Consider the following 25,483-nt stretch of genomic DNA (forward strand, 5'->3'; position numbering starts at 1 on the left):
GCCGAGCGCGTCCCGCCGTCAAACGCGGCGGAGCGTCTCCTTCGGGTACTCACCGTGCTGTTCGAGGTACGCCGCCGAGAACCTGCCCGCGTGCGCGAATCCCCAGGTCCGGGCGACGTCGGCGATGCTCGTCGTCCCCGGGTCGCCCATGTGCAGGGCGTCGCGGACGCGGTCCAGGCGAACCGTGCGGAGGTAGGTGTTCGGCGTCATCCCGAACTGCCGTTGGAACGCCTGCTGCAGCGCGCGGAGGCTGAGCGACGCGATCTCGGCCAGGTCGGTCGAGGTGATCGGCAGGTGCGCGTGCGCGTGGACGTACTCCACGGCCCGCCGGATGTGGTCGTTCCTCGGGAGCAGCAGTTCGGCGGGCAGGACGTCGGCCGCGACCGGGTACAGCTCGAGCAGGGTGAGCGCGCCGAGGCGGCTCATCTCGGCCTGCAGGAGTGGCGGGGCGTTCCGGTCGAGGACGGTCTGCGAGATCAGGTGGAGCGTGTTCTTCCACATCAGCAGCGACCGCTCGTCCGGCGTCACCAGGTGGTCGAGGCGGAGGTGGTCCGCGGCGAACCCGCGTTCCTTCGCGACCTCCTCGACCGCCGAGCGGTTGACCTGCACGAGCTGCTGGTCGTAGTCCTCGAACGTGAAGGCTGCGCCCTGCTGGGGCCAGAGCTGCGGGACGCCCAGTCGCAGGTCGATGCGGTCGTCCCGTTCGCCGAGGACCGCGGCGCCGCGGGTGATCCACTGGACCACGAAGTCGTCCGACGGGGTCATCACGCCGGAGATCCGCCCGTCGAAGTGGACCGACCGGAGCGTCATGTTCGCGTCGCCGACGGACGAGTACCCGAAGGAGAACGGCGCGGCCGTGGCGTCCGCGTGCCACTCGATCCCGTCGTACGCCGTCGAGAGCACTGCACGGGCCTCGTCGAGGTCTTCTCCGTGCGCGCTCTCGCGGATGTGCTCCGGATGCTTGTCAGTCATGGTCCACCGCGGAGGAGTCTTCCATGTTCACGAATTGAACTCGTGGGGATGGCCGGTATGCGTGACGACCGTGCGGCCCCGTTACCGGATGTCCTGGGCGACACCACGTCCGATAGTCGCGGGGAACCGGTTCTGATGGTGGCCCCCGGCGAGTGCGGCCGTACGTTCGTCATACCGGAACGCAACGGGGTGCAGCCACCCCAGGAAGGGGATGACGACATGAACGCCATCACCGAACCGGACCTCTCCTTCGGCCCGAAGGCCGCCCACGACGCCGTGTCACACGGCCGTCGTCACCACCACCGCAGCACCTTCTCCGAGGTGCGTGCGGCCCAGCACCAGCGGACCCTGGCGATCGCCGCGACCGCCACCGGCATCGCGTCCGTCACGATCGCCGCGTCCGCCGCCGTGCTCCTCGGGCTCACCGCATGACCCGGCACCTGACCATGTCGGAGGGACTGCCGACGCAACAGATCGACATGGCCGCGCTCCTCGCGGCACAGGAGGCACTCCATGAGTGACCACACCCTCGACGAACTCCGCCAGTTCCCCGGCGAGTGGCGTCGGCGCGGGCTCATGCCGCCGCACGCCCTCGAGGCGATGGTGGCCGCTCGTCTCGCCATGCACCACCACACCGGGACCCCCGACCCGACGTACGCCGACTTCTTCTCCGCATGACCGGCCGCACCGCGGGGGACGCGGCGCGGAGGACGTCCTGATGCCCGCGACACTCACCCTGACACCGACCGAGCCGCTCAGTGACACCCAGCGTGTGGCTGCCGCGGCTGCCGACGAGCTGTTCACGCTCTACGGCGTCGTCCCGATCACCGTCGAGCACGTGGCCGAGCACGCCGAACTGACGGTCGACGAACTCACTTCCGCGTACCCGACGAAGCAGCTCCTGGTCGTCGCGGTCCTGCAGCGGTGGCACGGCGCGTGGCGCCACGCGGTCGAACGGATCGCGGACGCGGTCTCCGACCCACGGGACGAGGTCCTCGGCATCTTCGGGTTCCTCGAGGAGTGCTTCGACGACGCGAGCTGGCGCGGTTGCGCCTTCATCAACGGCCATGCCGAGCTCGGTCGACAGGACCCGGTCATCGCCTCGCTCGCCGCAGAACACTTCAGGGACGTGGAACGGCACCTGACCCTGGTGTGCGCCCGTGCCGCGATGCCGGCGCAGGTCGCCCAGACCCTGACCCTGCTTGTCGAGGGTGCCCGCGTCGAGTCCGCCGTGCAGCAGTCGTCGCAGCCGGCCCGCACCGCTCGCCTCGGCGCAGCGATGCTCATGTCCGTCTACGCCACCACCGACCGCTTTTGACGTCCGTCCCCCTCCGGACCGACGTCCCCGACGTCCGTCCGCCCCTGGGCTGACCGTCTCGGCCGCTCGCTGCTGCGCAGTGTTCCCCTGCTGCGTTGTGCCGCTCCGCCGCGCGTGCCGCCCGGCGCTGCTGTGAGCGACCCCCGCACTCCCCGCGCGCCGACCCCGGCGCCGACCCGTCTGACGGCCGAAAGGAAGACATGTCCTCGTACGAGAGCGACCCCGTGACCGAACCCCTGCGCATCGTGTCGATGCGGCGGATGCAGAAGATGCACCGACGTGGGCTGACCGGCGCCGACGAACTGGGCGAACCCCTGATCGACGACCTGTTCCTGCACATCGCGCCGCGGGTGCAGGCCCCGCCGCGCATCGACCGGAACGGCCCGCCGCGGCACTGACCGGTCCCACGTCGGTCGTCGCCCGGCTGCGGCAACGACGACGACCCGCCCCGTCCAGGTGATCCTGGCGGGGCGGGCGCGGTGTTCGTCGTGCTGGCTACTCGGCGTCGCCGTGGAGGCGGCGGCGTCGTCGTGCGATGAGCAACACTGCCCCGGCGCTGAGCAGCAGTGCCGCGGACCCGAGCAGGCCGCCGCCGTTGCTGAAGCCCGTGTAGGCGAGCTTTCCGAGTGCCCCCGGGACGCGGTGGGCTCCGTGGGGCGCGAGCGCGGCGGCGATGGTGACGGTGCCGGTTGCGGTGCTCTCCGCGTAGGAGGCGTCCCCGGAGTACCGGGCGGTGATCGTGTGCCGGCCGGCCGCGAGCACCGTTGTCGTGCACGACCGATCCGGCAGGGTCACGGTGCAGAGCGCCTTCCCGTTCGTGGTGAACGCGACCGTTCCGGTCGCTCCGGCGGCCACACCGGCGACCGCCAGCGTGGTGGTGTGCCCGGTCCCGTGCGTGGCGACGGTGCTGTGCTCGGTCATCGTCGTCGGTTCGGCAGCGATCCGGAGCATCACGACGGGGCCGACTGCGGCGTCGTGGTTGCCGTCGCCGCTGTAGTGCGCCGTGATGGCATCGGTGCCTCCGGCCAGGCCGGCCGGGGTGTCGCACGTCGTGTTCGGGAGCGTCGTCCTGCAGATGACGGTGCCGTCCGCGGTCTCGTAGGCGACCGTCCCGGTTGCGCTGGAGGGGACGCCGGTGCTGTTCAGCCTCGCTGTGTGGCCGTGGACCACCGTTGCGGTCGGCAGCCCGTTGACGGTTGACGCGAGCGTGGTCACGCCGCCGCGGGTGATGTGCAGCGTCACGCCGGTCGTGGTGGTGACCGGCTCGTTGTGCGCGTCGCCGGTGTACGTGGCGGTCACGGTGTGGTCACCCGCAGCCAACTGCGGGTCCGTGGTGCAGGAGGTGGTCGGCAGGGTCGCGGTGCAGACGAGGTCGCCGTTCTGGTCGAGGTACTCGACCGTTCCGGTGGCGCCCGTCGGGTAGCCGGCGGAGTCGAGCGTCGCGGCGGTCCCGTAGCTCGTCGCCGCGGACGGACCGCCGTTGACGGTGTCCGTGAGCGCGGCCGTGGCCTTGGCGACGGTCAGCGAGACCGCCGGGCTGGTCTCCGCCTGGTGGTCGTGGTCGCCGGAGTACACGGCGGTGATGCTGTACGCGCCGGGCTCGACCGTTCCGCTCGTGTCGCAGGTCGTGGTGGGCAGCGTGGCCGTGCAGAGCGCGGTGCCCCCGGCCTGGTAGGCGACGGTCCCGGTCGCCGACGGTGCGAGGCCGGTGGAGTCGAGCGTCGCGGCGGTGGCGTAGACGACGGTCGCGTTCGGGCCGTCGTCCACCGATGCCTGCACGGTCGCCGTCGCGGGGGTGACGGTGAACGGGATGGCGGCGGCGGTGGCACCGCTGTGATCGGTGTCGCCCGAGTACGTCGCGGTGACGTCGTACGAACCGGCTGGCAGCGTCGTCGCCGTGCCGCAGGACGTGGTCGGCAGCGTCGCGGTGCAGAGGACGGCGCCGTCGGCGGTGGTGTACCGCACCGTGCCGGCGTCGCCGGATGGGATGCCCGTCGTGGTGAACGTGCCGGCGGCGCCGTACTCGACCGAGGAGTGGTCCACCTGGGCGGTGATGGTCGGTGTGGGTGCCGTGGTGATGGTCAGGACCGTCGGGTTGTTGCTGGTCGCCGCGGCCCGCTCGGCGTCCCCCGGGTAGTCGGCGTTCACCGCGTAGGTGCCGGCGTCGAGCGTGCCGGACGTCGCGCAGGAAGTGGCGGGCAACGTCGCCGTGCAGAGCGTGACGCCGGTGTTCGTGTCGGAGAACGTGACCGTCCCGGTGCTGCCGGAGGCGAGCCCGGTGACGGACAGGGTCGCGGGGGTGCCGTACACGGTGCCGGTTGCAGCGTCGACGGCGGCGGCGATGTTCGCGGTGGCCTTGTCGATGGTCAACGGGGTGCTCGCGCTGCTCGACTCGGCGAAGTCCGCGTCACCGTCGTACTTCGCGGTCACCGCGTACGTGCCGGCGGCGAGGTCGGCGGCCGTTGTGCAGTGCGGTGCATCAGCGGTGGTCGCGCACAGGACGGTGTTGCTCGCGTCGGTGAAGCGGACCGTCCCCGTCGCGCCGGACGGGATGCCGGTCGCGGTCAACGTCGAGGTGGTGCCGAAGCTGGTCTCCGCCGGGCTCGCCGACGCGGTGATGGTGGACGCCGCCTTCTGCACGGTGGTGGTCGCGGTGCCGGTGGAACCCGTGCCGGCGGCGTCGCCGCTGTACGTCGCGGTGATGGTGTGCGCACCGAGGGGGCCGGTGTTGGTGGCCGGACAGGTTGCTCTGCCGGACGAGACGGGCGCGGCTGCACACAGCGTCGCCCCCGTGGTCGAGTCGACGAAATCGACGGTTCCCGTGGCGGACGAGGGGGTCACGGTCGCGGTGATGGTCTCGCTGGTGGCGTAGTCCACCGATTGCGGCGCGCTCACGGTGGTCGTCGTCGTGTGCTTGACGACGGTGATCGAGGAGGACGTCGTGACCGTCGTTGCGTCCGCGGAGGACACCTGCGACGTGATCGACTGCGCTGTGCTGCTGACGGGGCCGGTCGCGGTGAACGGGAGTGCCAACGCCGGCAGGGAGGCACCGGCCGCGGTCGTTCCGGTGTACGTGCAGGTCTCGGTCTGCCCGCTGATCGTGCAGGTGTAGTCCGTGCTGATGGAGGGGGCGGGAGTGGTGCGGGACGGGAACGTGGTCGTCACCCGTACCGGCTGCGTCTCGGAGCCGCCCTGGCCTGACACCGCTGGGGTGACGGTGTAGGTGTCCGAGGAACCCATGCCGGGGGCACTGTCGTCCACCGTGGAGTCAGCGGTGAGTTCCGGTACGGGGCCGTTGAGTGTCTGCGCGGAGAAGTTGTTCACCTCGTGCACGTCGGTGTTGCCCCCCGTCGACGCGACCCACCCGAACGTGAGCTTGTAGGGCAATCCCGTGGTCGGGTCGTACCAGGCGGACGGGAACAGGCCGCTGTAGGCGGGCGTGCGGAGGTCGGGGAGCGTCCCGGTGACGACCTTCTGACTGGTCGCACCGATGGTCTTGAACACGATCGCGTACGACATCGCCGGAACCGAGATCGAGGTCAGGTCGCTGGTCCCGGCGGAAGCAGCGATGGTCGAGGCCGGGTTGACGATGACCTCCACGGGAACACGGGATGCGGCTCGCGACGTGCTCTCCAGGGCGTTCTTCCCGCCGATGCTGGCGTTGTACCCGGGAAGGACGCAGTACCCGACGGATCCGTTCCCGGGGCCGCGGACGGACACGTTGGTCGCTTGTGTGCCCGATCCCGGGGCAGTGGAACAGCCGGACCCGTCGAATCCGCTGCTGAGGTAGTTGCCGTACTCGTCCAACCCCAACCCGAGGTAGCCGTGCGCGAGGCCGGCACTGGCGCCGGTGGGGCTGTACCCGAGCGAGCCGCCGGCCTGACCGATGACCGTCGGCACCTGAGGGTTGTACGGGTCGGTTGCCGCGAGGTAGAACGCGATCCCGTCCGCCCGGTTCCCGCCGTACTGGTAGGAGTCGAAGACCGCGTCCAGTCCCTTCGAGATGGGAACGGACTGCGTGGACCCGACGCCACCTTCGAGCGAGTTGGCGTTGCTGGTCAGCCGGAGTGCGCCGCTCCCGGTGGGATCGATCGCCGTCGCCGAGCATCCCGGGACTCCGGCAGACGTGTCGGTCCCGGCTGTCAGGCACGCCACGTTGGACCCGCTCGGCGCCGACGGCTCGATGTAGCCGGGCGAGGTCGGGCCGGTGAACGGGGTGGTCACGAACACGGTCTGCGGGGTGGCAGCCTCTGCGGCACCACTCGTCGAGAAGCTCACGCCGACCATCGCTCCGACGACGGCAACGACGGCGAGTGCCTGCGTCGCCCGACGTCGCGGCCGGGCAGTCGGGCCGAGGGAAGAGAAGAACACGGAAGATCCTGTCCGAGAAGCCGAGCCCTGGCGGGCTGCGGTGAACCAGTCGGGACCGGAAGAAGTCGAACGGCCCCAGCGATGCGGGACGAACGTATCGGCGTGGTTGTCCCCCGTATAGCCGCCATTTCGGGGGACGTTCTGCCGTCGAACGGCGTCGGTTCACGCGGAACCGTCCTCCCGGCACGAAAAGACCCGCCTCGTCCAGGGGGTTCCTGGCGGGGCGGGTCTCTCGGCGCTGACGATCTCGAGTGGGGACTCAGCAGGGTGGTTCGAGGAAGCAGTCGTCGTAGGTGAACTCCACCGGGCGCTCGTCACCGAGACGGCTGGTCTGGAGCAGGTCGGCGTCGGCTGACGTCCGGGTCGCGCGGACACCGCGTCCGCTGCGGTCGAGCCGGTCGGCGCTCACGAGAGCACCTCGGCACCGCGGGAAACGGGGGACGACGACCCGTGACGGGTGCCGGAGAGGGCCTGGACGCGCGGGTACCGAACAGTTCCCACCTGGAGGGGCAGGGACGGGAAGAAGTGGAACGCTGTGGCGGTCATTGAGGACCGACCTTCCATGAGGCGTCGAAAGCCTCATTGCCACCGGACCGTCTCGGGGTGTCAGCGCTTCGCAGAGGTGCGAAGGCCATCGTGACGACGAGACCGCAAATGCAATCCGGTCCCTGAAATCTACGACCTCCCGACGCCGAGATGTACCGGAAGCGTGAACTGTTCGCATGATGGACGTTTCACGAACTGAACTATCCACCTGTGGCGGCAGACCGCGATCACCGTCCCCCGACGGCGCCCTGGTGGTCGACGACGCGGTCCAGCCACTCGGCGAGTACGGCCCGTTCCGCGGGTGACAGGGGATCGAGGTCGGCGGCGACCGCGCGGAGCGTCAGGGCTGCGGTCCGCGTCGAGGACGGGGACGAGGAAGAGGAAGAGGACGACTGCGCCGGCACGGGTGCGGGCGCGAGGATCTGCGAGAGGACCCCCTCGAAGACGACGTCAGCGAGACGTGGGTCCCGCGCCCCCTCGGGCTCAGCCAGGATCGCGAGCACGGCACCGGTGCCGGCCGCGTGCACCAGGCGCACCGCCTCCTGCTCGCGCACCACGAGCCTCCCGGCCGCCGCGACGCGTCGGAGGCGCTCCTCGAGAAGCCGCAGACCGGCGGCGACCGCCGCTGACCCGCGGCCCCGGCGGGGGTCGCTCATGATCACGAAGAGGTCCGGATTGGCGAGCCCGAACCCGATCGTCATGTCCCAGCCCGTGCGGAGGTCCGCCACCGGATCGACGTCCTGCGCACCGGCCGCTCGGACGGCGGCGGCCTTCTCGGCGCTGAACTCCGCCATCGCGTGTTCGGCCACGGCATCGAGCAAGCCGTCCTTGTCACCGAACAGGCGGTAGATCGTCGGCGGCTGTGTTCCCGCACGTTCGGCGACGACCCGTGTGGTCACCGCTGCAGCACCCTGCTCGTGCAGGAGTTCAGCAGCGGCAGTGACGACCCGTGCCCGGACGTCGTCCCTCGGGTTCGGCGCGTCGGTCACGGATCAACGATAACAACTCCTTGCTACCACCGTGTTTCCGATGATAGCGTCCGGTTGTTTCCGATGGTACTGGAAGAAGGACACCCATGATCACGATCACCGGCGCGACCGGCGCCCTCAACGGCGCGACCACCGCGCACCTGCTGGATCGACTCCCCGCCTCCGAGCTCACCGTCGTCGCGCGGGACCCGGTGAAGGCGGCGCACCTGGCAGACCTGGGCGTCGCCGTCCGGGGGGGCGACTACGACGACCCCGAAAGCCTCCGCACCGCCTTCGCCGGTGCTGACCAGCTCCTGCTCGTCTCGTCGAACGACCCCGTCGGCGACACGATCACCCAGCACCGCAACGCCGTGGACGCCGCTGTCGCCGCGGGTGTCGGCCGGGTCCTGTACACGAGCCACCAGGGTGCCGGTGCCGGATCACCGTTCATCCCGGCGCAGCACCACGCGGCGACCGAAGACATGCTCGAGGCGTCCGGGCTCCGGTGGACGTCCCTCCGGAACGGGTTCTACGCCCACAGCATGCAGTGGATGCTCGGGCCGTGGCAGGCCACCGGGGTCGTGTCGGTGCCGGCGAACGGGCCGGTCTCGTGGACGTCACGGGACGACGTGGCCGAAGCCGCCGCGCGGATCCTGCTCCGCGAGGAGCCGTTGGACGGACCGGTGACGCTCACCGCGACCGAGGCGCCGACGTTCGCCGACCTCGCGCAGATCGCCTCCGAGGTGTCCGGCACCGCGGTGCGGTTCGAGCTGGTCGACGAGCAGGTCTGGATCGACCGTGGCATCGCTGCGGGGCAGCAGGAGCAGATGCTGCGGTTCCTGCTCGGCATGTACCAGGCGGCGGAGCAGGGACGGTTCGCCGGGACCGATCCGCTGCTGCGCGAGCTGCTGGGTCGCGAGCCGGTGACGGCTCGTGAGGTGCTCGGTGGCATCATCGCGGCGACGTCGGCGGCGTGACCGCCGGACCGCCTTCTCGCCGAGGAAGCGTCGGACGGGAGGCGCGTGGCGGGGCGGCCACGAGCCTCCCGTTCGAATGGCGGTCGGGCTGGGACCCGCGTCATCAGGGGAGGACGACGACCTTGCCGGTGATGCCCGCCTCTGCGGCCTCGGCGTGGAGGGCCGGCAGCTCGCTCAGCGGGATCCGGCGCGTGACCTCGACGGTGAGCGCGCCCTGGTCGACGAGTTCGACCAACTGACGGAGCCGGTCCCGGTTCGGCTGGACGAACACCGTCACCGCGCGGACACCGCGCGACTCGTCGCCCGGGGTGGCCATGAACGCCGTCGTGCTGACGACCGCGCCCCCGTCGCGGACCGGTGCGACGTTGCGGACGAACTGCTCCGGGTCGACCGGTGCGAGGTTCAGCAGCACGTCCACCTGCCCGTCGACCGCCTGCAGCACGTCGGTCGTCGTGTGGTCGATCACCTGATCGGCCCCGGCTGCACGGACGGCCTCGGCACTCCACGGGCTCGCCGTCGCGATGACGTGCACGCCGGCGCGCTTCGCGAGCTGGATCGCGTACCCGCCGACGACACCACCGGCGCCCACGATGAGCACGCGCTGTCCGGCGCGGAGGGCGCCCTCGTCGAAGAGGGCCTGCCATGCGGTCAGGGCCACGGACGGGAGGGCTGCGGCATCCGCCAGCGGGATGGTCGTCGGCGCCGCGACCAGTGCCTCCGCCGGTGCCACCACGTACTCGGCCGCACCGCCGTCGCGCTCCATCGGCAGGAACCCGATCACGGCGTCACCGATGGCGAGCCCCGTGACACCGTCTCCGAGGGCGTCGATGGTGCCCGAGACGTCGTAACCGGGGATGTGCGGAAGAGCGATCGGAATCGGGAGGAGGCCGGCGCGGATGCTCCCGTCGGCGGCGCTGTAGGCCGACGCGGCGACCCGCAGGCGAACCTGACCGGGGGTCGGGACCGGCTGCTCGACGTCGTCGTAGCGCAGGACCTCGGGGCCGCCGACCTGGTGGAACTGGACTGCCTTCATGGTGGGTTCCCTTCGTCAAGTGTTTCGAATTCGAAGCACTACGGCGACCGTAGCACTGCTTCGAATTGGAAGCAACGGGTAGGATCGAACCATGACGGAGCCGAGTGGACCCCTGACCCCGACGCAGCTGGCGGCGTACTTCGCGTTCACCGAGGTGAGTGGGCTGGTGCGGCCCGCAGTCGAGCAGCAGCTCCGCGACGTCGGCGAACTGAGCTACGTCCAGTTCCAGGTGCTCGCACGACTGGGGGATGCGCCGGACGGCCACCTACGGATGACGGACCTGGCGGACGGCGTCGTGCACAGCCGGAGCGGGCTGACCTACCAAGCGCAGCTGCTCGAGCAACGGGGGCTCATCACACGCTCGCCGTCGCCGGAAGATGAGCGCAGCACGGTGGCGGCGATCACCGCCGCCGGCCGGGACGTGCTGTCCGCGGTCCTGCCCGGCCACGCGGCGACGGTCCACGCGCTCCTGTTCGCGCCGATCTCGGAGGAGGACGCCAGTGATCTCGCGCGGATCCTCGGTCGGGTCAACGAGCACCTGCGGGCGGCCCCGCCGCGGTCGGCGAGTGGGCGGCGGCGCCGAGCGGGGTGACGGTGCTACCGGCGGGCGGTGACCTCTCGACCGCGCCAGGACCACCAGAAGACGAGTGCCGCGACGCCTGAGCAGGCGGCGGCGAGTGCGTGTGCTCCGAGGTAGGCCGTGGAGTCCTGCGCGGGATCGGCATGCGCGAGGTCGGTCCCGCGGGCGAGTGGCACGCCCCACAGGATCACGCCGAGCACGAGCAACAGCACGGTCGAGGCCACGACGACGGCGACGAGCACGAGCCGGCCGCGGCGGCGGGGGCCGGTCACGACGCCCACGGCGCCACGTCGACTCAGCCACCAGGCCGCCAGCGACGCGCAGAGCAGGGCGATCGCGTCACCGCCCAGGGTGTCGCTGAAGCGGTGCCACTTCGCCGTGACCGTGTAGGCGCCGATGCCGGTCGCCCACGTGAGCACGACGAGGAGCGTGATGCCCCGCCACCGGTGCGGGATGACGATGATCGCGGCGAACAGGACCGTCATCGCGATCGTCGTGTGGCCGCTCGGGAAGCTGTTCTGGGAGTAGTCGCCGACGACGTGCACCAGCGGTGGGCGGGGCAGCGCGAACCGCTTGAGGGTCTGCGTGATCACCTGCCCGAGGACGATGACCCCGACTCCGGCGATCGCGAGGTCGATCCGCCGCCGGAGCAGCGCGACCGCCGCGACCAGGACCACCGCCACCGCGAGGGACGAGATCGTGATGGCGTTCAACGCCCGGTTGGCGGTGTCCAGGTCGTCGTTCGTCACCTGGTCCGCGCCCCGCAGTGCTGCGTTCTCGAGGGTCTGGCCACCGACGGTCCACACGGCGACGAGGTACGTGACGACGACGACCACCGCGCTCGCCGCCGCGATGACGAGCCACCGACGCCCGGTCACCGGCTCCGTCGACTGCTCGTCGGCCACCACCGCTCGTCCGCCCATCCCCATGGCGGGAACGGTAACAGCGGGAGTGCCGGAGTCGACACAGGCGGGATGGTCCGGGACGGCCCCCGTCAGGCCAGGAGCTCCTCGCTCAGCTCCCACAGCCGCCGCGCGTCCTCGGCGTCGAGCATCGCCGAGTTCGCCATCGACGGGATGCTGTCCGGGGTGAGCGGGTACTGCGTGTCGTCGAGTTCGGCGACGTCATTGTCCCGCAGGTACACCCCGCCGATGCCGTCGAGCAGCGGACTGACCGCGGCGAAGACCAGCGTCGCGGCGCCCTGCTCGATGGTCTTCTTCCCGACGGCCGGGTCGATGATCGTGGTGCCCTCGGCGTCGACCAGCCCCTGCTGTCGGTACGAATCGACACGGCTCGGGGCGTGCGGGCCGGGGCCGATGACGACGCCCGGGTGGGTGGCGAACGCCCGGATGCCCTCCGCCGCGTACCGACGGTCGAGTTCGACGGTGAACAGGACGTTCGCCCGCTTCGACTGCCCGTACGCCGCACCGGGGTCGTAGCCGGCTGCGAAGTCGAGGTCGTCCCAGCGGATCTCGCCGAACCGGGCCGCACCGGACGTGACGGTGACCACACGGGCACCGTTCGCGGCACGGAGCGCCGGCAGGAGTGCCCGGGTGAGCTGGAAGTGCCCGAGGTGCGAGGTCGAGAACGAGAGCTCGTGGCCACGGGCGTCCCGCCGGAGCTCGGGCTGGAAGAGCACCGCCGCGTTGTTCACCAAGACGTCGAGCGGTCGGCCGGAATCGAGCCACCGGTGGGCGAAGGCGTCGATCGAGGCGGGGTCCGTGAGGTCGAGCTCCTCGACCTGCGCGCCGGTGATCCCGTCGACGGCAGCGGCGGCCTTGGCGGTGTCGCGTGCTGCGACGGTGACGGAGGCCCCTGCTGCCGCGAGTGCGCGCGTCGCCTCACGGCCGAGCCTGCTGTGGCCGCCGGTGACGATCACGTGCCGGCCGGTCAGGTCGATCCCGGCGAGGACGTCCGACGCGGTCGAAGCAGCGGTGAAGGGGGTGTGCAGTGGTGTCTGTTGGTCGATCATGATGCCCAGTCTGGGTCTCCCGAGGCGGACGCGGAATGGTTGTGCGTCCGGACTTCTTGCGCGAGAGTACGGACATGACCGAGCTCGTGCCCGATGTGCTGTCCGACGTCTTCGAGCAGGTCGAGGTCCGCGGCATGCTGACCGGCGGGTTCGCCGTCCGTGGCCCGTGGGTGGCGCGCGGCACGGTCACGCGGCCCTTCAAGCTGATCGCGCTCGTCGCGGGGTCCGCCTCGGTGATCGTGGACGGCCCGGGCGGTCCGCAGGGACCCGTCGACCTCGCCGCCGGTGACGTGGTGCTCCTGAACCACCGCACGCACCTCGAGGTCCGCGGCGGTGGCCCCGGCGTCGCGCAGACCCTGCTGCCCGAACCGAGCTTCGACTCGATGGCGCTCGCCGCGGCCGACGCGTCGCGCGACGACATCCTGATCGGTGGGTGGATCCAGGTCAGCCCCGCCGGGGAGGCGATGCTCGGTGCCGTCTTGCCGGGTCTGGTCCACGTGCAGGCGGCGCGGCCCGCGGCCGATCGCCTGGCATCACTCGTCGGTGGACTCTTCGACGAGGCCTCCAGCGGTCGTCTCGGGTCGGCGTTCGCGCTCCGGCAGCACGGGCAACTGCTGCTGCTCGAGGTGCTCCGCTCGTACCTCGAGCAGGAGCAGCCGCCGACCGGATGGCTCCGTCTGCTGGCGGACGAGCCGCTCGCGCCCGCGCTGCGGCTCATCCACGCCGAGCCCGGCCGCCCCTGGGGACTCGTGGAGTTGGCGCGTGCGGCCGGGATGTCACGGACGAGCTTCGCCGAGCGGTTCCGCACGGTCGCGGGGGTCCCGCCGCTCGCCTACGTCTCCCGCTGGCGCATGCTGCTCGCCGAGCGGGCTCTCCGTGATCCCGACGTCCGCATCGGTGCGCTCGCCGCCGAACTCGGCTACGGCTCGGACAGTGCGTTCAGCACGGCGTTCAAGCGGGAGGTGGGGGAGTCGCCAGCTCGGTACCGGCGGCGGGTCCGGTCCGCCGCGTAGACCACCACCGCTCGGACGGGAGGCTCCTCACCGGAGACGGGACCTGCTGACGCAGGCCGCGGCGCCAGCTGGCACCGCGCCTCCCGTGCTCCATGCCGCCCTTGCGGCCGGTCCGTCATCCGCGATTGGATCAGCGGACCAGTCGTCGAAGGGGGAAGCATGTATCGGACCGGTGTGTGGGCACTCTGCGGAGCCGCCGCGCTGTTCGCGCTCGACGGCATCGGGGGCGTCCTGGTCTCGTTCGGGCCCGCCGCGGCCCTCTGGGGTCAACTCCTGGTGCTGCTCGCCGCCGTGGGTGTCGCCGTCCTGGGGATCTGGTTCTACCGCTCGGTCGTGATGCGACGATGGGCCCGGCGCGAGCCTGCGGAGCTCGGTCGAGTGGGCGCCGGACGTGCGGTGGTCGTCGGACTGCTCGTCGGGGCCGGCTTCATCACCGCGACCATCGCGATCGCGATCGCCGTGCAGGTGTACCGGGTGGTGGGACCCGCACGCCTCACGATCGGGGACGTGGTGGCGGTCCTCACGCTCGTGGTCATCTCGGCGGTCCTCGAGGAGCTGGTGTTCCGCGGGGTGCTCCTGCAGGCGTTCGAGCGCTGGCTGGGGTGGATCCCGGCGCTCGTGATCACCTCGCTGTTGTTCGGCGCCGCGCACCTGGGCAACCCGGGCGCGACGTGGTTCGGTGCGCTCGCCATCGCGGTCGAGGCCGGGTTCCTGCTCGGGGCAGCCTTCCTGTGGAAGCGGAACCTCTGGTTCACGATCGGCCTGCACGCCGGGTGGAACGCCCTCGAGTCGTTGCTCGGCGTCCCGGTGTCGGGCGAGCCGGCCCACGGGTTCCTCCGGCTCGCCGCGTCCGGTCCGGAGTTCCTCACCGGAGGCACCTTCGGCATCGAGGCGTCTCTCATCCCGATGGTCCTCGGCGCGGCGCTCGGGTGCGTGTTCCTGTTCGCACGCGCTGTCGAACAGCGACAGCCTGCACGGCGCGGAGTCGGTCAGTAGTCGGTGTCGTCCGTGTTCGACACCTCGGTGTCGAAGCGGGGTCGCTGTCCGGCGTTGTCGTCGTCGAGGATGGCGAGCGCTGTGTTGGTCGTCACGAGGAGCTGGGCGCGCGTGAACCGGCCCTCGGTCGCGTTGACGGTCAACCAGAACGGCGCTCCGTCCGCGAGACTCGCCGTGAGGTGCTCACGCAGTTCATCGGGCGTCCGGTCGGAGACGGTGTAGACCCGGTCCCCGTAGACGATGATCGTCCGGCTCATGCGGTCTCCTCCGGGGGTGCGGGCTCGGGCACGATCCGCAGGCCCGCCGTCGCGATCGAGGCCTGGTTCAGCGCCTCCACCCAGTTGCGGTTGATCGTGGGTTGCCGGCTCCCGTTGTACTTGAAGGCCAGGGGGATCCCCGGCGCGATCCACAGCGCACTCCGGCCGTCGCCGATGGCGTGGTCGTCGCGCCAGGTGAACATGAATCCCTCGCCGCGGCGGAGCTTCGAGGCGATCACGATCTGCAGGTGCGCGAGCACGCGATCGTCGAAGTCGACGGTGAGCGTCGAATCGTAGGTGAGTTTTCCCATGGCGCCTCCCGGGCACGACAGCGTACGTCGTTCGCTATCCGTCCTAGTTGTACGCCTTCTTCGTTTTCAGGCTCAGAGGTGCACGATGACGGGCATGCGACGAATCCACTACGCCTCCGGCAGCGTGCTCACGGGCGACCGGACATGCAAGGCCGTGCTCCGCTATGCGCGGGCTCTCGCAGAGGCCAGCACCGCCGACGTCGTGGAGATCCCCGTCGTCACCGACGCCGGGAGCCGTGCGTACGCGCACTTCCTCATCGGTCCGGCCAGTCAGATCTTCTCGACGCCGGTCCCCGACAGCCCCGACGAACCGCTTGACGTCGACGTGATCGAGCACCTGGAGCGAGCCACGTACCGGCTGCAGCCGAGCAGGCCGGAGTGGCCTGACGAGATGACGGACGTGCCGGACCTGGATTGGGACTTCAGCTTCGACTGATCGCGGGGGCGGCGGACGGGAGGCCCGTGGCGGCGTCGCCACGGGCCTCCCGTCTGCTGGGTGGCTGTGCTGGGTCAGCCGCCGATGCGGATGAGCTTCTTGTTCACGAACTCGTCGATGCCGAACGCGCCGAGCTCCCGGCCGAACCCACTGCCCTTCACCCCGCCGAACGGCAGCTCCGGGCTGTCGGCCCCGACGATGTTGACGTAGACCATGCCGGCCTCGATCTGGTCCGCCACCCGCAACGCCTGCTCCGCGTCGGTGGTGAACAGGTACGAGCCAAGGCCGAACGGGGTGTCGTTCGCCAGCCGCACGGCGTCGTCCTCGTCGGTGACGCGGTGGACGACGGCGACCGGCCCGAAGAACTCCTCGCGGTAGGCGTCGTTCGCAGGGGTCACGCCGGTCAGGACGGTGGGCGCGAACGCGTTGCCGGTGCGCGTGCCGCCGGTGACCGCGGTCGCACCCTGCGCGAGCGCGGCCTCGACCTGCTCCTGCAGCCGGTCCGCGGCGGCGGGGGAGGACAGGGGGCCGAGTTCTGCTCCCGGAACCGACGGGTCGGACGGCTCCACGGCCTCCAGGGCGCTCGTGAACTTGTCCAGGAACGCGTCGTACAGGTCGTCCGCGACCAGGAACCGCTTCGCGGCGTTGCAGACCTGCCCGTTGCCCTCGAGCCGGGTCATCACGGCGGACTCGACGACGGCGTCCAGGTCGTCCGTGGACAGCAGGATGAACGGGTCGGACCCGCCGAGCTCCAGGACGACCTTCGTCAGGTTGCGGCCCGCGATCTCGGCGACGGCCGCACCTGCACGCGCCGAACCCGTCAGCGAGACCCCCTGCACCCGGGGGTCGGCGATGAGGTCGGCGATCTGCTCGTTCGTCGCGAAGACGTTCGTGTAGGCGCCCTCGGGGAAGCCGGCTTCGTGGAAGATCGCCTCGATGGCGAGCGCGGACTCCGGGCACTGCGGGGCGTGCTTCAGCAGGACCGTGTTGCCGATGAGCAGGTTCGGGCCAGCGAAGCGGGCGATCTGGTAGGCGGGGAAGTTCCACGGCATGATGCCGAGCAGTACACCGACCGAGCTCTTCCGCACGAAGGCGGTCCCCTCGGAGCCGTCGGCCAGGGTGATCGGCTGGTCGGCGAGGAACGCCTCGGCGTTGTCGGCGTAGTAGTCGTAGATGTCGGCGCAGAAGTCGACCTCACCGAGGGCCTGGTCGATCGGCTTCGCCATCTCGCGGACGATGGTCGCTGCGAGGGCCTCGCGGCGGTCGCGGTAGAGCGCTGCGACGCGGTGGACGAGCGCCGCGCGGTCCGCGACCGTCGTCGAGCGCGACCACTCGTCGTGCGTGCGGTCGGCGGTGGTGATCGCGTCGCGCAGCGCGTCGTCGGTGATGGTGTCGAACGTCGCGAGCACGGTGCCCGTGGTCGGGTCGGTGACGGCGTAGACGGTGGTGGTCGTGTCGGTCATGGCTGGTCTCCTCGGTGCTGCACGTTCAGACAGTACGGGTTCAGAGGCTGTCGGTCAGCTGCTTGTTGACGCCGGTCACGGGCTGGTTCTCGTCGAAGCTCTTCGGCATCACCCGGAAGCCCTTCGTGATGACGAGCAGGTAGACGAACCCGATCGCCGCCCAGACGGTGCCCGCGATGAGCGCGTCGGCGTGCAGCTGCGACCAGAGCAGTCCGGTGAGCACCATGGCGACCCCGGGCAGCACGATGTACTTCCAGACGTCACCGGCCGTGTGGCGACGGCCCTGGCGGATCGCGAAGTGCATGATGACGGTCGCGTTGACGAAGGTGAAGGCGATCAGGGCGCCGAAGTTGATGTAGGCGGAGATCGTGTCGAGCGAGAACGACATCGCGAGCAGGGTGACGAGCCCGACGATGATCACGTTCGGGATCGGGGTGCGCGTCTTCGGGTTCACCCGGCCGAACACCCGCCGTGGCAGCACGTTGTTCCGGCCCATCACCAGGAGCATGCGGGCGACGCTGGCGTGCGAGGCGAGCCCCGACGCAAGGGCGGCGATGAACCCGGCGGCGACGAGGATCGCCTGGAACACCGTGCCCCCGACGAGCAGCCCGATCTGGGGCAGCGGGTCGTCGGTGAACTCGCCGAACGGCTTGTTCGTCGGGAAGCGCAGCTGCGCGAAGTACGCCGACACCAGGAAGATCAGGCCGCCGAGCAGCACGGTCATCAGGATGGCCTTCGGCATGAGCTTCACCGACTTCGCCTCCTCGGTGTACATCGTCACGGCGTCGAACCCGATGAACGAGAAGCACACGACGGTGGCACCGGTCAGGAGCGCCGACATCGTCACGCCGTCGTGCACGAACGGCTGGGTGCTCACGATGGTGCCGGCACCGGCTCCGCGGACGAGCTCGATCACGGCGAAGACGACGAACGCGATCATCGCGAGGATCGCGCCGATGAGCAGCACCATGTTGAGGTTCGACGTGCCGCGCATCGACAGGCAGATCACGGTGGTGACGAAGACGGTGTACACGACGACCGTGACCCATGCGGGCAGCGCCGGGAACACCTGCTCCAGGTAGAGCCGGATGATGAGCGCGTTCACCATCGGCAGCAGCAGGTAGTCGAGCAGCGACGCCCACCCGACCATGAAGCCGAGGTTCGGGTGCATCGACTCGCGGACGTACGTGTACGCGGAACCGGCGGCGGGGTAGACGCGCACCATCTTCCCGTAGCTGATCGCGGTCAGGAGCATGATCACGAGCGCGATCAGGTAGGCGCTCGGGACGGCACCCTTGGTCTGGCCCGACACGATGCCGAACGTGTCGAAGACGACGGTCGGGGTCATGTAGCCGAGACCGAGTCCGACGATGGACCAGAGGCCGAGGTTGCGCTTCAGCGAACTGCTCGGGGCCGAGGGGGCCGGTGCCGTGAGCGTGACGGGTGATGCCAAGGGAGTTCCCTCCTGCGCGCGGCCTGTCCGGCCGCGGGGCTGGGGTCCGCGCGGCGGTGCGCGGGCCGGGTCGGGGTGGACCGATTTCGCAGAACCCTATCGACGGGGTGACACCGCGAGGACCCGACGTCGTGTACAGCCGTGTGAACAGGGCTGTACGCCGCGGCGATGCCGTGGACGGAGGCCGCGCACCCCGCCGCCGGGCACGTACCGGAAGCGCAACCGGGACGCCGCGGGGCTGGGCCCGCGCGATGACGCCGGCTGGCCCTGCGATCGTCAGCCGCGCAGCGCGGTCACCTCCGCCTCCAGAGCGGCCACGCGGTCGCGGAGGGGCTGGGTCAGACGGGTCACCTGCTCCTCCGTGTACTTGCGCGGGATGTGCTGCGGACAGTTCCAGTCGAAGGCGGCGATCGTGACCACGACGGCGCGCTCGATGACGGCACCGGCATCGAACGGGTGGCGGAGCTGTCCGAACAGGTCGGGGCGGTCACCCCTCCTGGTCACCGTGGCGCGGCCGTAGAGCTTGAGTCGCTTCCTGGTCGCGTAGTCCACCGCGATGATCGCGACCCGGTCCTCGTCGCGGAGGTTCCCGGTGCTCACGTGCTGCAGGTTCCCCTGGTAGTCCGCCCACGCGATGGTCGAGGGGTCGAAGACGTGCAGGAAGCCCGGGGGACCGCCCCGGAACTGCACGTAGGGCCACCCGGTCTGGCCGACGGTCGCGAGGTAGAAGGAGTCGCGCTCCGCGAGGAAGGTCGTCTCGCGGTCACTCAGCGCGTCTCCGCCGTCGGCACCGGCTCCGCGCTCAGCGATCTGTCGGTAGAAGTCGGCGCTGCCGTAGGCCTCCTGCTCGGCGTCGACCCCGGGGGTGAAGGCGATGCATCCGTACTGGCGACTCATGGACGAACCCTCCTCGGATCACCGATCGGCGTCAAGACCGGATCGGCGCGGACGGGGCCGTGTCGAGCCTCCCGACCCCGTCAGTGCGACGACGACTCCGTCAGTGCGAAGACGGTTGCAGCGCCGGCTGCACCGCCGGCTGCTGCTGCGTGATGCAGTGCAACCCACCGCCCCGGGCGAAGACCTCGCGTGCGTCGACCGTCCGGACGCGTCGACCGGGGTAGACGTCGGCGAGGATCCCACGCGCGCGGTCGTCGGCGACGGGGTCGCCGAACCCACACGCGATTACGGCGTCGTTCACCACGACGTGGTTCACGTAGTTCCAGTCGACGGGCCCGCCGTCGTCGGCCAGGAGGCCCGGGGCCGAGATCTCGACGATCGTCGCGTCGGTCGCGGCCTCGATCGCGGCCCGCACCTGCGGCATCACGAGGTGGTCCGGATGGCCGGCGTCCGGCTGGGCGTGCAGCAGGACGACGTCCGGCGAGGGGAAGGTCGCGACCATGTCGACGTGCCCCCGCGTCCCGAACCCGTCGTAGTCGCGAGTGAGCCCCCGGGGGAGCCAGACCACCCGGGTCGTGCCGATCGTGCGTGCGAGCTCCTGCTCGACCCGTGCGCGGTCGGCGTACGGGTTCCGTCGCGGGTCGAGCTGCACCGTCTCGGTGACGAGCACCGTGCCACGGCCGTCGACGTGGATCGCACCACCCTCGTTCACCAGCAGCGACGGGATGCGCTCGGCGCCCGAGGCCTCGGCCACGATCGCGGCGATCTCGGCGTCTCGGGTCCACGTCGACCACGCGTTCGCGCCCCAGCCGTTGAAGACCCAGTCCACTGCGCCGAGCCGGTCGCCGTCGAGCACGAACGTCGGTCCGATGTCCCGCATCCAGTAGTCGTCGAGCGGTGCCTCCAGCACGTCGACGTCTGCGCCGAGCAGGCGTCGGGCGTCGCCCCGAGCGACCGGGTCGACGACCACCGTGACCGGCTGGTGCTCCGCGATCGTGTTGGCCGTGGTCGCCCACGCGACGCGGGCGGCCTCGGCGCTCGCCGCATCGTCGCCGAGGGTCGGGTTCGGGCGCGGGAACGCCATCCAGGTGCGCTCCTGTCTGGCGGTCTCTGGAGGCATCGACCAGGTCATGCGCGCACCGCCCGTGCCACGTCGTCCCCGTGCTGGTCCGCGATGGCGGCGTCGATCGCGTCGCGGGCGCCGTAGGCGTGCCGCTCTTCGTCCACCGGGGCGACGAGAGTGCTGTAGAGGTCCGGGCGACGGGTCAACGAGAACGGGAAGAGCCGGAGCCACTCCGTGCGGGCATCGAGGTCGAGGTCCGCGACGAGGACGACGTCACCGGACCGCGGCGCCTCGACCAGGACGCGTCCGAACGGGTCGGAGATGAACGACGAGCCGTAGAAGGTGATGTCGCCCTCGTCGCCCCACCGGTTCGGCACGACCATGAACAGCCCCGACGTGATGCCGTTCCCGACGATCACGTGCCGCCAGATCGGCGCGGTGTCGAAGTCGGGGAAGGTCGGTTCGGAGCCGATGGCGGTCGGGTACGCGAGGACCTCGGCGTCCGCGAGGGAGTACGATCGCGCGACCTCGGGGAACCACTCGTCCCAGCAGGTGGGCAAGCCGATCCGGGTGCCGACGGCGTCGTACACGGGGAAGGGGTCGGCGCCGGGGCCCGGGCGGAAGTACGTGTCCTCGTAGTAGCCGGCGCTGATCGGGATGTGGGTCTTCCGGGTCCGGCCGACCAGTGATCCGTCGGGCGCGACCAGGACGGCGGTGTTGTAGCCGCGCGGGTCCTCCGGGTGGTCGTCGGGGCTGCCGTCCGTGCCCGGGCGCTCGTACAGCGACGCGTGGACGTGGATGCCGTGGGCTGCCGCCTGCTCGCGGGCGAAGGTCAGCGTGGGGCCGTCTTCGAGCGATTCCGCCAGGTCCTTCGGCACGCCGCTCGCCGGGACGTCGCCCGGGTACCGCGAGAGCGTGAGCTCCTGCAGGAAGACCACGTCAGCGCCGTTCGCGGCCGCGGTCGCGATGCCGTCGCCGAGGACGCGTCGGTGCTCGTCGGGGTCGGCGTGCCACCTGGTCTGCACGAGTGCGACGCGGATGCTGCGGCGGGGGTGACCCGTGTCCTGTCGGAGCGGGGAGGCCTGGGGTGCGGCGATGACGACGTCCATGCGGCCATTGTTGACCATGCGATCAATTGAGTCAAGAAATTGACCAGGTCTTGCGCGGGTCTTCACCGATGATCCGACGGAGGTCGCTGCGCGCCATCGCCAGAGCCGGGTACTCCCGATCGATCGCGGCGAGGAGCGCGAGTGTTCCGTTCAGACGGTGTCGGGCGTCCACTTGGAGCAGGTTGTCGTGGTGTGCAACTCGGTTGCGCAGACGACGGAGGGTTTCGAGCTGCTCGCCGATGGCGTGTCGGGCACTGTCTTCCCCGGTCGTGTTCGGAAATGCGTCCCGCAACGAGCGATGCCACAACAGCTGCTGCCGCCTCGGTGACTCATCCCGGGACGCAGGTCGAACGATCCGGACCCAAGACCCGAACATGAGCTGCGCGACGACATCGTCGTGCCCCGGAGCGAGGTCACGGCGGGGGTGTGTCGCAGGGCGCTGGGCTGCTTCTCGAGATGCTCTGGTCCGCGCCTCGATGAGTTGCCGACGCAGGAGTGAGTACAGCGGCTCCGCCGCGGCGCCCGGTGCGGTCCACTCCGGCCCACCTCCGTGCACGCTGTTCCACGCGGCGAGACGAGCGTCGATGGCGTTGCGGACCGCGACCTCGACGAACGCGATCTGCGCGTGGAGTGCTCCCCCGAGCTGGTTTGCCCAGAGGTACAGCTCTGCGGCCCTGCCACGATCGCCGCCGGACGCTGCGAGGTACGTCGACAGCCGGGCGTCGCCGAGAAGGCGCTCGACCGCCTGTTGACGTGGAGCGTCGGGGGCTGTATTTTGCGTATCAGAAGCGTCGGGCTCGGACCGGCGTGCATACCCCGGGAACCCCTCGCTCAGCGGGGGGTTCCCTGTTTCTCCCACCCACTTCCCGTTCGTCCGCATGCCGGAACGGTACGTGTGCGAGTAGCCCGTGGGAATCGCGGACGTGATGCCGAACGACGTCCTCAGAGGGGCCGACCGCCTCGCCACTCGTCTTCTGCAGGAACGAGCGAGCGATGCTCTGTCGTCGGGATGATCGGGTCGGCGAGCGACACCGGGTCGACCTCGTGCCCGAGCAACCGCCCGGCCGCGCGGAGTCCCGAGCGCAGCGCCCCGTGCACCGTCGCCGGGTCGTCCCCCCAGGTGGCCTCGCCAGCGAGCTGCACGGGCCCGACCGGTGTGCCGAGCAGGTCGTGGTCCTCAGGGGATGCGCCGACGTGCAGGTACGAGTACGACCCTCGGGCGAACGGGTCCTCGGCCCACCGGGTGACGTGTGCACCGGTCGGCTCCGGCACGGCGTCGCCGAACATCCGGCGGAGGGCCGCCGTGCCCTCCTCGACGACCATGGCGTCGGGGAGCCGCTCGAGTCGCCGAGCCCCGGCACCACCCACGAGTGCGGCCAGCACGGGCTCCCCGGTCACCCGGGACATGTCGTACCAGGAGTGCCAGTCCACACCCGCCGGACCCTGCTGCCGCAGGACCCAGTCGTCGCCCCAGAACCGGTGTGGGAACCGCAGGAACACCTTGTCGTAGGCGCCCATCCCGAGCCGCCCCATGGCCTCGCGGACCGGAGGTGACAGCGGGGGGTCGAACCGGACGTCGCCGGCCTGCAGGACCCCGAGCGGCAGGGTGACGATCGCGTGGCGGGCGGCCACGGATCCGCCGCCGACCAGCCCGACGACCACGCCCGCGTCGGTCGTCGTCACGGACCGGACGGGGGTCGCGAGCCGGACGTCGAGCCCGTCCGCGAAGGCTCGGGCGAACTGGCCGTAGCCACCGGGGAACACGACCTCGTCACCGGGGACGTGCTCCTCGTCGAGCCCGTGTGCGTCGAGCACGGTGACCGGGGCGCCGCAGAGGTCCTCGGAGCGGTGTGCCATGTACTCGCGGATCCGTGCGGCCCGGTCACCGTGCCACTGCAACCCGCTGAGCACGGTGTCGACCGCGGCGGCGTAGGTCGAGGGCGGTGGTGCGTCCGCGATCACCCGGGGGAGCGCTCGGTCCACCGTGCGGAGGTCGGCCGCGAACGCCGCTGCGACCTCGTCGGTGACGCGGGCTCCGGACGGGTCGTGCCAGGCGATCGGCCGTCCGTCGAACTGGAAGCTCCCGACCGTGTACTCGACGGTCTCGATGCCGAGGCAGCCGGCGAGTGCCCACAGCGGGTTGCCGTCGATGCCGTGGATCCACGACGCCCCGAGGTCGACGGGGACGCCGAGCGGGTCATCCGTCCAGGTCCGTCCGCCGATCCGGTCGCGGGCCTCGAGCACGACGACCCGCTGACCGCCGAGTGCGAGCGCCCGGGCCGCGGCGAGCCCGGAGACGCCGGCTCCCACGACGACGACGTCGAACGTCGCGTCCGCGTCAGGACCGGCGGTGGCGGGGATTCCAGGGGGAACGAGCGACATCAGTGTCCTCCGGTCAGGGGTGCCATCAGCTTCGCGGCGAGGCTCGGCCGCCCGGTCAGGGCCTCTTCGCGGTCGGCCAGGTCGGTCGCGACCAGTCCGGCGTTCGCCCCGAGGAACCGCAGCGGCTCGGGCTCCCAGTCGGGCGAGCGGTGGTTCACCCAGGGCAGGGCGGTCAGCGGAGAGGACTCCCCGCGCACCAGGTCGGCGAGCGTCCGGCCCGCCAGGTTCGTCGTCGACAGCCCGTCACCGACGTAGCCGCCGGCGGTCCCGACGTGGCCGTCCCAGGTGACGGACGCGCACCAGTCGCGCGGGACCCCGAGCGGGCCGCCCCAGGTGTGGGTGACGGGGGCGTCCGCGACGGCGGGGAAGAGTTCGACGAGTGAGCGGCGGAGGTGGGAGAACACGCGCGGCACCCGGTCGTACCCGGGGGTGATCGACGAGCCCCAGTGGTACCGGGCTCCGCGTCCGCCGAACGCCAGGCGGTCGTCGGCGGTGCGTTGGCCGTACACGAGCAGGTGCCGGTAGTCGGAGAACGTCTGCCCGTGCTCGAGGCCGATCCGGTCCCAGACGCTGGCGGGCAGGGGAGCGGTCGCGATCATGAGCGAGTACAGCGGCAGGATCCGTCGTCGGGACTGTGGCACCTGTGCGCCGTACCCCTCGAGCGCGACGACCACCGCGCCGGCCGTGACGGTCCCGCGGGTGGTGACCACGCGCCCGCGGTCCCACGACGTGGCGGCCGTCTGCTCCGCGATCCGGACGCCCCGTGCCTCCAGGGCGGCGGCCAGGCCGCGCACCAACGCTGCTGGCTGCACCCGTGCGCAGTCCGGGGTCCACGCGACCCCCGCCGTTCCGGCGGCGTCGCCCGCCTGCGCAGGGCGGTACGTCATGTCGTCGCCCCACTCGGCGGACGCCGCGACCTCGTCGCGGGCCGCGCGCTCCTGCACGGCGGACCGTGCGTACAGGACGGTGCCGCCCTTCACGTAGTCGCAGTGGATGCCGGCCGCCTCGGCGGCACGGCCGACCTCGTCCACGGTGTCCCGCATCGCGGCCCGCAGGGCGAGCGCTGCGTCGCGGCCGTGCCGTTCCGCGATCGAGCGGGCGGAGGCGGGGAACAGTGCCGAGCACCATCCGCCGTTCCGGCCCGAGGCACCGAAGCCGGCGATCTCGCGTTCCACGACGACGATCTGGAGGCCCGGGTCGGCCTGGTGCAGGTACCACGCGGTCCAGAGACCGGTCAGACCACCACCGACGATGCAGACGTCCGCGGTGGTGTCGCCGTCGAGCGGGGGCCGGGGCGTCAGGTCGTCGCGCCCGGAGGACGCGAGCCGGTCGAGCCAGAACGAGACGCCCCGGTACGCGCTCACGG

General features: G+C 71.0%; 27 protein-coding genes. 9 read left to right on the top strand and 18 right to left on the bottom strand.

Annotated features, from left to right (window positions below):
• Positions 1-18: 18 nt before the first annotated feature.
• On the bottom strand, positions 19-972 hold the full coding sequence (locus J7E22_RS06605; RefSeq protein WP_214980038.1) for a helix-turn-helix domain-containing protein: 954 nt from the start codon (positions 970-972) through the stop codon (positions 19-21).
• Between the two features lie 219 nt (positions 973-1,191).
• On the opposite strand from J7E22_RS06605, the gene J7E22_RS06610 reads away from it, so the two are divergent.
• From J7E22_RS06610 to J7E22_RS06625, 4 genes are all read left to right on the top strand, one after another.
• Positions 1,192-1,404, top strand: a complete 213-nt coding sequence (locus J7E22_RS06610; RefSeq protein ID WP_214980040.1) for a hypothetical protein — start codon at positions 1,192-1,194, stop codon at positions 1,402-1,404.
• An 81-nt stretch (positions 1,405-1,485) separates the two neighbouring features.
• Complete coding sequence (locus J7E22_RS06615; protein WP_214980042.1) at positions 1,486-1,650, top strand: hypothetical protein; 165 nt, start codon at positions 1,486-1,488, stop codon at positions 1,648-1,650.
• A 40-nt stretch (positions 1,651-1,690) separates the two neighbouring features.
• Positions 1,691-2,290 carry a TetR/AcrR family transcriptional regulator gene (locus J7E22_RS06620; RefSeq protein WP_214980044.1) on the top strand — a complete coding sequence of 200 codons (600 nt, stop codon included), beginning with the start codon at positions 1,691-1,693 and terminating at the stop codon, positions 2,288-2,290.
• 200 nt (positions 2,291-2,490) lie between these two features.
• Positions 2,491-2,688: a hypothetical protein gene (locus J7E22_RS06625; protein WP_214980046.1), complete on the top strand. Its 198-nt coding sequence runs from the start codon at positions 2,491-2,493 to the stop codon at positions 2,686-2,688.
• A gap of 97 nt (positions 2,689-2,785) precedes the next feature.
• Here J7E22_RS06625 and J7E22_RS06630 read toward each other — a convergent pair whose 3' ends face one another.
• The 4 genes from J7E22_RS06630 to J7E22_RS06645 all read right to left on the bottom strand — a co-directional run bounded on the left by J7E22_RS06630 (position 2,786) and on the right by J7E22_RS06645 (position 8,196).
• A complete protein-coding gene (locus tag J7E22_RS06630; protein ID WP_214980047.1) occupies positions 2,786-6,661 on the bottom strand; it encodes an Ig-like domain repeat protein in 3,876 nt (1,291 codons plus the stop codon).
• A gap of 259 nt (positions 6,662-6,920) precedes the next feature.
• Positions 6,921-7,070: a hypothetical protein gene (locus J7E22_RS06635; protein ID WP_214980049.1), complete on the bottom strand. Its 150-nt coding sequence runs from the start codon at positions 7,068-7,070 to the stop codon at positions 6,921-6,923.
• Complete coding sequence (locus tag J7E22_RS06640) at positions 7,067-7,207, bottom strand: hypothetical protein (protein WP_214980051.1); 141 nt, start codon at positions 7,205-7,207, stop codon at positions 7,067-7,069. The genes J7E22_RS06635 and J7E22_RS06640 overlap by 4 nt, the downstream gene beginning before the upstream one ends.
• 227 nt (positions 7,208-7,434) lie before the next feature.
• Complete coding sequence (locus J7E22_RS06645; RefSeq protein WP_214980053.1) at positions 7,435-8,196, bottom strand: TetR/AcrR family transcriptional regulator; 762 nt, start codon at positions 8,194-8,196, stop codon at positions 7,435-7,437.
• An 86-nt stretch (positions 8,197-8,282) separates the two neighbouring features.
• On the opposite strand from J7E22_RS06645, the gene J7E22_RS06650 reads away from it, so the two are divergent.
• Positions 8,283-9,152 (top strand): NmrA family NAD(P)-binding protein, encoded by an 870-nt coding sequence (locus tag J7E22_RS06650; RefSeq protein WP_214980055.1) that lies wholly within the window; start codon positions 8,283-8,285, stop codon positions 9,150-9,152.
• Between the two features lie 103 nt (positions 9,153-9,255).
• Here J7E22_RS06650 and J7E22_RS06655 read toward each other — a convergent pair whose 3' ends face one another.
• Positions 9,256-10,185, bottom strand: coding sequence for an NADP-dependent oxidoreductase (locus J7E22_RS06655; RefSeq protein WP_214980057.1), 930 nt, complete (start codon positions 10,183-10,185; stop codon positions 9,256-9,258).
• A 91-nt stretch (positions 10,186-10,276) separates the two neighbouring features.
• On the opposite strand from J7E22_RS06655, the gene J7E22_RS06660 reads away from it, so the two are divergent.
• On the top strand, positions 10,277-10,777 hold the full coding sequence (locus J7E22_RS06660) for a MarR family winged helix-turn-helix transcriptional regulator (RefSeq protein WP_214980059.1): 501 nt from the start codon (positions 10,277-10,279) through the stop codon (positions 10,775-10,777).
• 5 nt (positions 10,778-10,782) lie between these two features.
• Here the strand turns inward: J7E22_RS06660 and J7E22_RS06665 are convergent, their stop codons facing one another.
• Together J7E22_RS06665 and J7E22_RS06670 are read right to left on the bottom strand one after the other, a co-directional pair.
• Positions 10,783-11,694, bottom strand: coding sequence for a phosphatase PAP2 family protein (locus J7E22_RS06665; RefSeq protein WP_214980061.1), 912 nt, complete (start codon positions 11,692-11,694; stop codon positions 10,783-10,785).
• A gap of 65 nt (positions 11,695-11,759) precedes the next feature.
• Entirely contained in the window at positions 11,760-12,737 is a 978-nt protein-coding gene (locus tag J7E22_RS06670; protein ID WP_214980064.1) for an SDR family NAD(P)-dependent oxidoreductase, read from the bottom strand.
• A 74-nt stretch (positions 12,738-12,811) separates the two neighbouring features.
• Between J7E22_RS06670 and J7E22_RS06675 the strand changes: the two genes are divergently transcribed.
• Positions 12,812-13,750 carry an AraC family transcriptional regulator gene (locus tag J7E22_RS06675; RefSeq protein WP_214980066.1) on the top strand — a complete coding sequence of 313 codons (939 nt, stop codon included), beginning with the start codon at positions 12,812-12,814 and terminating at the stop codon, positions 13,748-13,750.
• A 159-nt stretch (positions 13,751-13,909) separates the two neighbouring features.
• Positions 13,910-14,746: a CPBP family intramembrane glutamic endopeptidase gene (locus J7E22_RS06680; RefSeq protein WP_214980068.1), complete on the top strand. Its 837-nt coding sequence runs from the start codon at positions 13,910-13,912 to the stop codon at positions 14,744-14,746.
• On the opposite strand, the gene J7E22_RS06685 is transcribed toward J7E22_RS06680, so the two are convergent.
• Positions 14,740-15,003: a hypothetical protein gene (locus J7E22_RS06685; protein WP_214980069.1), complete on the bottom strand. Its 264-nt coding sequence runs from the start codon at positions 15,001-15,003 to the stop codon at positions 14,740-14,742. The genes J7E22_RS06680 and J7E22_RS06685 overlap by 7 nt on opposite strands.
• The gene (locus tag J7E22_RS06690; RefSeq protein WP_214980071.1) at positions 15,000-15,314 is read right to left on the bottom strand and encodes an ATP-dependent DNA ligase; all 315 of its coding nucleotides are present in this window, start codon (positions 15,312-15,314) and stop codon (positions 15,000-15,002) included. The genes J7E22_RS06685 and J7E22_RS06690 overlap by 4 nt, the downstream gene beginning before the upstream one ends.
• A 94-nt stretch (positions 15,315-15,408) precedes the next feature.
• On the opposite strand from J7E22_RS06690, the gene J7E22_RS06695 reads away from it, so the two are divergent.
• Complete coding sequence (locus tag J7E22_RS06695; RefSeq protein ID WP_214980073.1) at positions 15,409-15,750, top strand: hypothetical protein; 342 nt, start codon at positions 15,409-15,411, stop codon at positions 15,748-15,750.
• Positions 15,751-15,824: 74 nt separating this feature from the next.
• On the opposite strand, the gene J7E22_RS06700 is transcribed toward J7E22_RS06695, so the two are convergent.
• The 8 genes from J7E22_RS06700 to J7E22_RS06735 all read right to left on the bottom strand — a co-directional run bounded on the left by J7E22_RS06700 (position 15,825) and on the right by J7E22_RS06735 (position 25,481).
• Positions 15,825-17,213, bottom strand: coding sequence for an NAD-dependent succinate-semialdehyde dehydrogenase (locus J7E22_RS06700; RefSeq protein WP_214980074.1), 1,389 nt, complete (start codon positions 17,211-17,213; stop codon positions 15,825-15,827).
• A gap of 40 nt (positions 17,214-17,253) precedes the next feature.
• Positions 17,254-18,666, bottom strand: a complete 1,413-nt coding sequence (locus tag J7E22_RS06705) for an APC family permease (RefSeq protein ID WP_214980076.1) — start codon at positions 18,664-18,666, stop codon at positions 17,254-17,256.
• 276 nt (positions 18,667-18,942) lie between these two features.
• Entirely contained in the window at positions 18,943-19,563 is a 621-nt protein-coding gene (locus tag J7E22_RS06710) for a pyridoxamine 5'-phosphate oxidase family protein (protein ID WP_214980078.1), read from the bottom strand.
• 100 nt (positions 19,564-19,663) lie between these two features.
• Positions 19,664-20,695, bottom strand: coding sequence for an agmatine/peptidylarginine deiminase (locus J7E22_RS06715; RefSeq protein ID WP_214980080.1), 1,032 nt, complete (start codon positions 20,693-20,695; stop codon positions 19,664-19,666).
• Positions 20,692-21,735: a nitrilase-related carbon-nitrogen hydrolase gene (locus J7E22_RS06720; protein ID WP_214980082.1), complete on the bottom strand. Its 1,044-nt coding sequence runs from the start codon at positions 21,733-21,735 to the stop codon at positions 20,692-20,694. The genes J7E22_RS06715 and J7E22_RS06720 overlap by 4 nt, the downstream gene beginning before the upstream one ends.
• Before the next feature lie 31 nt (positions 21,736-21,766).
• A complete protein-coding gene (locus J7E22_RS06725; RefSeq protein ID WP_214980084.1) occupies positions 21,767-22,615 on the bottom strand; it encodes an Abi family protein in 849 nt (282 codons plus the stop codon).
• Between the two features lie 62 nt (positions 22,616-22,677).
• On the bottom strand, positions 22,678-24,117 hold the full coding sequence (locus J7E22_RS06730; protein ID WP_214980086.1) for an NAD(P)/FAD-dependent oxidoreductase: 1,440 nt from the start codon (positions 24,115-24,117) through the stop codon (positions 22,678-22,680).
• A complete protein-coding gene (locus J7E22_RS06735) occupies positions 24,117-25,481 on the bottom strand; it encodes an FAD-binding oxidoreductase (RefSeq protein ID WP_214980088.1) in 1,365 nt (454 codons plus the stop codon). The genes J7E22_RS06730 and J7E22_RS06735 overlap by 1 nt, the downstream gene beginning before the upstream one ends.
• Positions 25,482-25,483: the final 2 nt, after the last annotated feature.

It is taken from the genome of Curtobacterium sp. ISL-83 (genome assembly GCF_018613895.1).
GTDB lineage: Bacteria > Actinomycetota > Actinomycetes > Actinomycetales > Microbacteriaceae > Curtobacterium.